7 protein-coding genes are annotated in these 7,093 nt (G+C 61.9%); 1 reads left to right on the forward strand and 6 read right to left on the reverse strand.

What is annotated here, in order from left to right:
* Nucleotides 1-185: hypothetical protein (locus JNL55_RS36615; RefSeq protein ID WP_293866848.1), on the reverse strand; the 185-nt coding region annotated here is incomplete at its 3' end.
* Between the two features lie 217 nt (nt 186-402).
* On the reverse strand, nt 403-606 hold the full coding sequence (locus JNL55_RS36620) for a hypothetical protein (protein WP_293866851.1): 204 nt from the start codon (nt 604-606) through the stop codon (nt 403-405).
* Nucleotides 607-1,069: 463 nt separating this feature from the next.
* Between JNL55_RS36620 and JNL55_RS36625 the strand changes: the two genes are divergently transcribed.
* Nucleotides 1,070-3,274, forward strand: coding sequence for an ATP-dependent RecD-like DNA helicase (locus JNL55_RS36625; protein WP_293866854.1), 2,205 nt, complete (start codon nt 1,070-1,072; stop codon nt 3,272-3,274).
* 281 nt (nt 3,275-3,555) lie between these two features.
* On the opposite strand, the gene JNL55_RS36630 is transcribed toward JNL55_RS36625, so the two are convergent.
* From JNL55_RS36630 to JNL55_RS36645, 4 genes are all read right to left on the reverse strand, one after another.
* Nucleotides 3,556-4,476 carry a nucleotidyl transferase AbiEii/AbiGii toxin family protein gene (locus JNL55_RS36630; protein ID WP_293866857.1) on the reverse strand — a complete coding sequence of 307 codons (921 nt, stop codon included), beginning with the start codon at nt 4,474-4,476 and terminating at the stop codon, nt 3,556-3,558.
* Complete coding sequence (locus JNL55_RS36635) at nt 4,469-5,233, reverse strand: type IV toxin-antitoxin system AbiEi family antitoxin domain-containing protein (protein WP_293866860.1); 765 nt, start codon at nt 5,231-5,233, stop codon at nt 4,469-4,471. The genes JNL55_RS36630 and JNL55_RS36635 overlap by 8 nt, the downstream gene beginning before the upstream one ends.
* 1,015 nt (nt 5,234-6,248) lie before the next feature.
* Nucleotides 6,249-6,461 (reverse strand): hypothetical protein, encoded by a 213-nt coding sequence (locus JNL55_RS36640; protein ID WP_293866863.1) that lies wholly within the window; start codon nt 6,459-6,461, stop codon nt 6,249-6,251.
* Between the two features lie 316 nt (nt 6,462-6,777).
* On the reverse strand, nt 6,778-7,093 hold a 316-nt coding region (locus JNL55_RS36645), incomplete at its 5' end, for a hypothetical protein (protein WP_293866866.1).

Genomic DNA, 7,093 nt, shown 5'->3' on the forward strand with positions numbered 1-7,093 from the left:
GTTTGGGGCAGCCCCGACTGTTGGCAAAACAAGCGCGTCTTGAAGTCGCGAATCATCGCGTAACCGGTGGGCACACCGGCCGCTGCCGAGGCACCGGAGCCCAGAAACCAGGCGAACTGCGCGGCCTTCAGACCGAAGGTGGTCGCGAACTGCGCGCTATTGAGCGTGAATATCTTTCCGTCCATCCCCAGCAAAAACGTCCCTGCGACGAAGCGCGTTATGCGCAGCTAGCCATATTCGTGACCCTGCAGAGCTGCACCAGACATTGGGTCGCGCCACATTGTTAATATCGATTGTATGCGCCGCACAGCGTCGTTGGACGGTTACATACCATAACTCGCGCCTAGAGGCGACATCCCCTGCGTCCGTGAGCGGTACTACCCGTGTGCGAAGCACAACCCTCTACTGCCGAGCATCGCTTGCATCGCGCAGGCCATCGACTTTCTCAAGCATCCGGATGGCAACATTGAGGTGAACAGTTGCCTGCTGATGCTGCTCGATTCCGGCCACCTGCCCGGTTGCGACATCGCTCATTCCAGCGTCGACCAGATGCTGTGATGAATCCGTGATTATCCGGGCGCCGTTCAACACCTTGGTCATCCACATGGCTCGACCCTGCGCGCTCTGCCTGGGCCACCGCGATGCCATGCTGAGCTTCGATGCGGAAGGACTCCGCGCTATACGCACGGTCGATGTCACCTTGAAGTGTAGGGCTGGGAGCACTTCTTCCGCCTGCCCGAAAAGCAAGCTGCTGCGATTGACGCTCGCAGACGAGGGCGGTCACGTTAGGGCCCTGCTCTCGCATCTCTCCGGTGACTGGCCGAGGACGGGCGGCTCGACACACAAAACACATGAACGTCGCACCAAATCCGTCGCGAATCGTCCAGTCCATGACCGAACCACACGCTTCTCGTACCAAGGCGCGCGTATTCCTCGCGCCCCGTGAGCGACATTTTTCGTTGATCCCTGTCGACGTCGCACGCGGCGCGACTGCGTGGCAGCTCGCCAGTTGCAGTTTTTGGCCGGTGCTTAGGATGAATGGCGACATCCTTCGACGCCTTCAGCGACCGTGACCCTCTCCTCGTCGCCCGCCCCTCGTTCCCGCCGCTTGAACGCGCCTGACACAGAGTTGCGCGGAACGATCGAGCGCGTGCAGTTCGCCTCCGATCGCGGCTGGTGTGTGCTCAAGGTGCGAACCGATACCAGCTCGACGGTGACCGTCCGCGGCACCGCCGTCGGCGCTGCCGCCGGCGAGCGCATCGTGTGTCGCGGAGCTTGGATCGATCATCCGAAATATGGGCGACAGTTCGATGCGCAGACGATCGTAACGACGCCGCCCACCACGCCCGATGCCATCGAACAGTACTTGGCCTCCGGCGCCATCGAAGGCGTGGGTCCGCACTACGCGCGCAAGCTCGTCGAACACTTCGGGATCCAACTCCCTGAAGTGTTGAAGCACAACCCGGTGTATCTCGAATCGGTCTCGGGTATCGGACCGCAGCGGCGCAGGCAGATCGTCGAGAGCTGGCAGAAGCACGCGAATGAGCGCGACATCATGATGTTTCTGCAACAGCATGGGGTGGGCTCGTTGCGAGCGGCACAGATTCATCGCCGCTATGGAGATCGTGCGATCAGCACGCTGCGCGAGAACCCCTATCGGCTTGCGGAAGATCTGCGAGGCGTCGGCTTCCTCACGGCTGATCAGATCGCCCGGCGTGTCGGCATCAGCGGCGAGCATGAAAAACGGATCGAGGCGGGTCTGCGCGCGTACCTTCAGCGCGAACAGCTGAGCGGACACTGCATGGTGCCGAAGGCGGCGCTCCTCCACGGCACCGCCAAGCTACTGCAGGTGTCGCACGATTCGGTCGACGCCGGCCTGCAGCGTGCGCTCGACGGCCATCGTCTCGTCCTCGAGGACTTCTCGGGCGAGCCCATCATCTTCACGCCGTCGCTGCGAGCCGCCGAGATCAACGTCGCCGCTCACCTGCGACGACTGCAGCGCCTGCCGCCGCCCTGGGGCCGCATCCCCATCGAGCAGAGTATCGAGCGCGCGGAGCAGCGGACCGGCATGAAACTGCGGCCGACGCAGTTCAACGCCGTGTGCTCGCTCCTCAAGCACAAAGTCACCATTCTCACGGGCGGCCCAGGCACCGGCAAAACAACGATCACGCGCCTCATCGTCGAGTTGTTGAGCGAATGGCTGCCGAACATTCATCTGTGCTCACCGGTCGGCAAAGCCTCACGGCGTTTGGCGAAGCAGACGCTGCGCGAAGCCACGACGATACATCGACAACTGCGCGGAGCGCCCGATGCGAAGGAGTTTGGGCATAACGCCAACAACCCGCTGGAGACTCAGCTCATCGTCGTCGATGAAGCGACCCTGATCGATATCGAGTTGATGTCGGCCCTGCTCGAAGCGTTGCCCGACAACGCGGCGCTCCTTCTCATTGGAGATGTGGACCAGCTTGCCAGCGTCGGGCCCGGACAGGCCATGCAAGATCTGATCGAGTCCGGTGCCGTGCACGTGGCGCGTCTGACCGAGAACCGCAGGCAAGCCGAAGACAGCTGCGTCGTGCGCAATGCCTATCGTATCAACCGAGGACTGCCGCCGGAATGCAGCGCCGACCCGAACGACGATTTCCAATGGATCATCGAGAACGACCTCACGCGCATCCCTGACCGGCTGATCCATCTGGTCCGCCGCGAATTGCCCACCCGGTTCGGTTTGAATGCCTTGCGGGACATCCAAACGCTCACGCCCATGCGTCGGGGTCCCCTGGGGACGATCGCTCTGAACCAACGCCTGCAGCAGGAACTCTCACCCCGGCCCAAGGCGAAGCTCATCCTGCCGGGCGGCGGCCACTTCGGCATCGGCGATCGACTGGTCCAGCTCACCAACTATACGGACCGCGGCGTCTTCAATGGCGACACCGGCCATCTGCTTCGCATCGATGACGCCAAGCGTACGTTCGACGTGAACTTCGACGATGATCTCATTGTCACTTACGACTTCGATCAGATCGATGATCTCGCGCTTGCCAACGCCATGACCGTCCACAAAGCGCAAGGCAGCGAATATCTCGGCGTCGTCATTGCGTTTGCTTCTTCTCACTATTCGATGTTGAGCAAGCGTCTGCTGTACACCGCCAGCACACGCGGTCTGCGTGTGTATCTGGTCGGCGATGAGCGCGCGGTGCACATCGCCTTGAGTGATCAGCGCAGTGAGGTCCGCCGAACGGGCCTGCAGCACCGATTGCGGAGGGCCGCTGAATGATCCGCACGATAGTCCCTCTCCTTCGCACCGTCCAAAGGGGCGATGCTTTGACCGTGGCAACGAAAGCGCGCTCTAAACACCTCCGTCGAGCTGCTGTATGGCAGGCGCGCAGTCGGCCTGCATCACCCGTTCACCAGAACGCATCAAATTCGCGAAGCCAATCACGAATCGTTTTCTCGCGAACCTCTCGTAAAGCAAACCCAAGCTGCAATGTTTCTCGCGGCAAACTGTGTTCGCGTTTTTGGTGATGACGATGCAGTGATGCGCTCTGGTAGCCGCAGTCACGACTGGCCCAAGCCGGCCTCGAGCGCGGTGGCTTGGGCGGCGAAGGCCTCAGGGCGCCGATTGCGAAAGGTTTCCAGATTGTTGAGCTTCCAGCGCAGGGCCGGCAGTTGCGCGGCATGTTGGCATTGAACCAGCGACCAGTCTGGTTCTGCGCGCACTAGACCCCTCAGGAACTGCCTGTGCGCCGTCGTGAGCCGCTGCGGCAACTCGCGCCGCAACTTCGCGCGTGTCTCCAGCAGCGTATCAAAGGAACAGTTCACTTCGGTCATGCCGATAAAGGCACGCTCGTACTCGTCGGCGATGTCCTTATCGTTGCCAAACAGCACTTCATGGAGCGGTCGGTTGTGGCCCGCCAAGTAAATGACAAAGCACTCCACCATGCCGTCGGTGATACCGCCGGATGCGTAGAGCTGCCACACGTCGAACAGATCGCGCGGGTGCTGTCGATCCAGCGCCGCTACCAGTTTGCTGGCGTAGAGCTCGTCCAGCGCCAAGATTGGCAGCTCGAATTCCACACCGAACCATTCGCTCGTACGGGTGCTGAGCGCTCGCCGCTCGATGCCCAATACGCTGCCGCGGAACACGACGTTGACCTCGATTTTCACCTGGCTCACATCGTTCTCGACGATCAGCTTGGTATCCCCTACGTCCTTGGCGCGAATCAGGCGCGTCTGTACACCGAGCGGGGCAACGCGCGTGGAGATGGCAAGTAGCTCCTGGTTGATGGCTTGCAGCGCTTCATCTCGCGGCGTCTGCCACGGCAGGTACACGACATCGATGTCCACTGATAGGCGCGGCATGTCCCGCACGAAGAGATTGATGGCGGTGCCGCCTTTCATGGCGAAGATTTCGTTGCGGAACACGTCGGGTGCGACGGCCAGCAGCAGGCGAACTGCGTCCGCGTACGTCTTATCCATGCGGTTTCAGGCTCAACAGCGTGCCGTCATGGAGTCGGCTCATCCAGCGCGTGGCACTGCCGATCCGAACCGGGTACTGTTTCAGGACACCATCGACATCCACCAAGTTCGTCTCGCGCGCCCAGGTGAGAAACAAGCGCACGGTTTTGACACTCGTGCAGCAGGACAGCAGCTGCCCGACCATGTCCTTTCGAGGCGAACGCAGTCCGTCGAAGACATTGCGGGCTTCTTCAAGGCTTTCCTTCACGCCGACTTCGTACAACAGTTCCAGTACCGCGCGCTCGGGAACCGCCACCCGCAGGTCGTCGGGCAGGCCAGGCGTCGTCGTCAACGTCTTGCCGGCCAGCGCGGTCTGCGTGTCTGGCCAGTCGAACAGGCGGGCGTGAACGTAACGGGCGGGGAAGCGCGAGGTGTACCAGGTCGGAAGCACGTAGCGGTTGTCACCCCACAGCACCAGCCTGTCCCGGCTGCCCAGGTTGTGCCGCACGCCTTGCAAAGCGAGGGCACTTTTGCCGCCGATGTGCAGACCAGGAACGCGCTGTTGCAGGAGCTTCAACGCACCGTAAGCGCCGAAATCGTCGTTCGGGAACGCGTAGACGCCTTGGGCGAGGCGCACGAGCCATCCCGTCTCGGCATAGTGGGCAGCCAATTGGGGCGACACGCCGAACTGGCTCAACGTGGCCAAATCGAATGGCGCCCCGCGAGGAAGCTCTGCCTGCAGACGCCTGATTATCTGGTGCCTGAAATTTCCGCCCATAGTATAAAAATAGCACAGAATCTAATCAAATAAGCGCTATCACACCCTCTTATGCCACGAAACTAGCACTACGTACAATTTTTGGCGCAGCATCTAATCAGGATCAACAGCCCGCCTACCCTCGGTTCGCCGAGCCAAACCTACCTTCTGCACTTGCGGCCCCCCTTTCCTTTGAGGGCCTCAATACACGACCGCTTGCGGTTCCTCATGCGGTTGAACACACCACTCAATGGCCAAGCCGCGGAACTTGCTGACACGCGCCGTCGTGCAATGGTCTCAGACAAGCATCGATCCTCCCCCGTCTGGCGATACTGCCTGGAGAACGCCATGAGCCAGCGCCCGCGAGGTGCACGCAAGGTCCAACTTCTCGCGCGCTGTGTGCGCCTCGCACAAGCATCCGTTAAGCTTGCCAAGCAAGCGCACGCCGCCGGCACGGCTCGGCGCTTGCGCCGAGCGCTACGCACGGCACGCTCGGATTATCGCGCTGCCGCCCGTCGAACCCGTCGCCGCAGCGATCCGCGCGAGTGCAAGCACGCGCCGACCGGAACAGCGCGCGTCAGCGTCGCGTCGTCACGAACCCACAGGGAACATTGATAAGTAGAGTCGCAATGAAGAGGAGATCGGCTCCCATGGATCGCCGGCATCGAGCCGGATGCGCACGAGCTGCGCTCGCTGTCGCAGCGAATCGAAGGGGTGATCGGTACACGGATTGTTGTGGCGCTGGCGTTTCGCCAGCCAATGCCGACCTTGATCGGCAGATCGCTTGAGTGCATGCGATAGAACATCGCTCATCGCCTCTGCGACTCGCACGAGCAGGTACGCAATCCCTGACCCGTCTCTCCTCCAGCGATGTCGCAGACGACGCTCGCGCCGAAACACACAACGGCCGACCAACGCGCCGTCACCGCGTGCTTAAGCCGACTGGGGGCGGACGTGCCGAAGCACGTCCTCCCACTCGCGTTGATTGAAAGGGGTATCACTACCCCTTTCGCACCCGTTGAACGGACAGTCGCCTTCAGCATGCCTGAGCTGCGAGCGCGTCCGCCGCGATCTGCCGAAGTTTCTCCTTGAGGTGGACCGGGCCCTCGCCCCCTTCGGGTTGCGAGTTCAAATAGCTCAGCACCTTCTGCGGCTCCTGACTGGCGCGCTCGAACAGGAGTCTGCGCGAGCGCTTTCGAGCGACGCGAGCGTGCTGCAGGTTGCCCAGAAACACCTCAATCGCCCTCATTTCCCCTCGATTCGGTCTCATCGTACGCCTCCGTTCTGCCAAACGAGGGCGCACGACCACCTCCCCTTGGGAGCGCATGCGCCCCCTGGCAGGGATGAACACAGTCCCATGCAGCCCCAGCCGCACAGGTTTTCCGGACCGGTTTCATAGTGGCCGGCGACCACGTCATGCTGCGTCACCGTTGTGACGAGGCAATCCATCCATAGGCTATGGCCGATGAGCGGATGCTTAGGAGCGAACGGCGGCCTCGAAAGCACTCGAGCGTAGCCCCGCGTACATCGACCCAGGGTCGCCTGGATCGTGGATCCTCGGATGACTAGCCGAACATGGCTTCCGTCATGAGATTGACGCCGACACGTGCAAGCTCCGCCCGCTCCAGAATCGGCGCCCAACGCTGCCCACGACAGCGATAGAAGGACTCGCGGCCCTGTCCGTCCACGACTCGCACATAGTCGCCCGGCGATGTGGACCGACATCCTTGTGCGGCACTCACTTGTGGTGACGGCGTCACTGTCACCCCGTTGAATCCGCCGTCGAGCACCCACGAGCCCTCGACGTTCTGAGTCCTCTCGAACGCCGCTTCGAGCGCATCGTCCAGAGGCAACATCGTCACGAGCGTCGCCACGTGTCGA

The sequence above is a fragment of the Steroidobacter sp. genome, from assembly GCF_016790065.1.
Taxonomy (GTDB): domain Bacteria; phylum Pseudomonadota; class Gammaproteobacteria; order Steroidobacterales; family Steroidobacteraceae; genus Steroidobacter.